Genomic DNA, 2654 nt, shown 5'->3' with positions numbered 1-2654 from the left:
ACTGGGATTCTGACAATATGCTGCAACTATTTCTTGCTGTGTTTGAGTTAATAACGACCTCTGGAGCGAAACTAGATCTGACTCAATTGGAACGTGCTCTAGTGGAGAATTGCAGCTTGGATAAGCAGACTGTGGTTGTGGCATGTAGATCTCAACGATCGATTGGTAATAATACAGGCACGTTTGTCTGGGCTTATCGATATCGTCTCAACATAACTCTGCGATCTAATGAATGAGATGCGCTATCCGGCTGAGATTTACAAGAGATTTTAGAGAAAAACCGAGCAAACTTTTTTAGCTTGATACTGCTTGCCGAACTCTTTAACTTCCTTGGTTGTCAATGGACGACAATTATTCATCAGTTGAGGATTGCGATCGATCATCTGTTTGGCTAATTTACCTTTCTCTGTCTGCGCCCAAGTAGTAGTAGGACTATTCTTCGCCATCACGGTGTTGTACCCCAATAATCCCAAGATTGTGAAGGTGCAGACCAATAGCAGCCAAGAGTTCCAGCTTTGCGCGGGAGTAGTGACGTGTCCGGCATTGATGAACCTTTTTTCCAATGAGGCTAATTGATGTTGAACGGTGCCAAAGTGGGCTTGCTGGACGGCTAGAGACTCTAGTAATGGCTTGCTGACTAGCTCAAATTGGGTGGATAGTTTCGTGGTGACTAATTCTAGTGATTGAGTGACCGCTTGGGGAATAGCCTCTTTAATTTGTTCGATCCGATCGAGCATTCCGGTCACATCGCGGATCGGATCGTCTGCTTGAATTTGATAGTTGGCAAACGAGCGATTTAATGATAACTTGCTGATGGCATGGTCGATCGCAGTGGTTTGTTCCATAAATTCGAGTGTAGCGGCTGGTGGGTAAATAAGTCCCATCTAAACACTCAATCTGCGATTAAGCATTGAGTCAAATTGCTCGATCTTAGGTTTTCGATCTATTTTTAGACTTAGATCGATCTATAACTTGAGATAACTACTAAACTCTGGTGCTAAGACTTAGCTGTCTGCAAAGTTGGTGTGGCAATGTTTTCCTGCCAGCTCTGGACTATTTTTCAATAAAAGCTATAAAAGAGTTTGAAAATTCAGGTTAAAACTAATTCTTCGATCCAATAATTTTCTACAATACCCCAACTATTGATGTCAGATAAATTATCCGAACAAGGCGATCTCATCATCACCGCCGATCGTTATATTGCGATCGGTAATCGACAATCTCAAATCGGGAACGATCGAGGTGCTTTAGCTGCTTACGACCGAGCCGTGCGCCAAGCTCCTGGCTATGCCAGAGCCTATAACTATCGCGGTTCGTTTAGGTATGCGAAATTGCGAGATATTCAGGGTGCGATCGTCGATTTCGACTCAGCCATTCGTCATGACCCCGATTACGCAATTGCTTATGCAAATCGCGGCTTACTTAGGTATCAGCAGTTGGGTGACATTCCTGGAGCCTTAGCCGATCTCAATCTGTCGATCCTCCTCAACCCTCGCGATGCTTCGGTGTACAACACTCGTGGGTTGATTAAATACGCCGAACTGGGGGATATCGAATACGCTTTGGCAGATTACGATCTGGCGATCGAGATCGATCCTACCTTTGCTGCTGCATACAACTGTCGCGGATTGCTCAAAAACGCCAAACTAATGGATATTGCTGGAGCCTTAGCCGATTACGATCGGGCGATCTCACTCGATCCTCATCTATCAGAGGCGTACTATAATCGCGGTACGCTCAAGCATCGGGAAGTTGGCGATCCTGTGGGGGCATTGGCTGATTATGACAGAGCCATCGAGATCGATCCTCGTCTGGCATCTGCTTATTTCGTGCGGAGTCTGCTCAAGCGGGATCTTCTAAATGACCTGCTAGGAGCCGCGAGCGACTACGATCGGGCGATCGTTCTCAATCCCCATATTCTCGAAGATTGCTAAAGTTCATCGCAAGTAACTCTATAGAGCTTTCTGTCTTGATTTCAGGGTTTTGTTTGGTTTCATGTAATTACATGGAACTTGGAACAGTCGAGTTGATAGCTACTTCTTCTCTAGAATCCCCCTTTTTGCAGCCTAGCAAATAAGTGTTATTTCGATCGATCCCTGGTTGTAGATTCACTGTCGATAGAGGGGAACTATAAAAAAGAGAACTCTGAAGATATTTATGAGTGAAAACGCTAAGAATAAACTGAAAGAATTACTAGAGAATCTTGGCTGTATTGATAATTGCATTGACTTTCAACATACACTTGTTGCCGATCTCTATCGCTCTACTTTAATAGTGACATTTCCAGATGGTCGGATCGTTCGGGGCACTGGAGAAGGGCAGCGTAAATCTGATGCTGATATTTCAGCGGCACAGGATGCTCTCGATCTAGTTGAGAGAATTTATCCATATCTTTTAGTTAATTGGGATAAATTAAGTGTTGAAGCACAAGCAGGCGATGCGCTAATTAAACTTGGTGTATATCTTTCGGCAGAATCAAAAAGTGCCGCAGATAACTCGAAAGGACTACAGCACTTAGAAACTAATACTAATCTTGCCAAAATATTCGATCGATGGAAAGCTGATAACGACCCACGGTTGGCTATTTGGGGCACTAATTTAAACGAACATCGAAAAGCTACATTGGTCGAAGCATTACTGTGGAGACGCTATGG

Annotated in this window: 3 protein-coding genes; 2 read left to right on the top strand and 1 reads right to left on the bottom strand. The window is 44.0% G+C overall.

Going from position 1 to position 2654, the window contains the following annotated elements; genetic code table 11:
• Positions 1–269 precede the first annotated feature (269 nt).
• Positions 270–845: a hypothetical protein gene (locus tag RMO79_RS07375; protein WP_310482467.1), complete on the bottom strand. Its 576-nt coding sequence runs from the start codon at positions 843–845 to the stop codon at positions 270–272.
• A gap of 300 nt (positions 846–1145) precedes the next feature.
• Between RMO79_RS07375 and RMO79_RS07370 the strand changes: the two genes are divergently transcribed.
• On the top strand, positions 1146–1934 hold the full coding sequence (locus tag RMO79_RS07370; RefSeq protein WP_310482466.1) for a tetratricopeptide repeat protein: 789 nt from the start codon (positions 1146–1148) through the stop codon (positions 1932–1934).
• Between the two features lie 223 nt (positions 1935–2157).
• Positions 2158–2654: hypothetical protein (locus RMO79_RS07365; RefSeq protein ID WP_310482465.1), on the top strand; the 497-nt coding region annotated here is incomplete at its 3' end.

Source organism: Chamaesiphon sp. VAR_48_metabat_403, assembly GCF_031422475.1.
In the GTDB taxonomy this organism is placed as follows: Bacteria; Cyanobacteriota; Cyanobacteriia; order Cyanobacteriales; family Chamaesiphonaceae; genus Chamaesiphon.
This window is presented reverse-complemented; position numbering and strand designations above follow the sequence as displayed.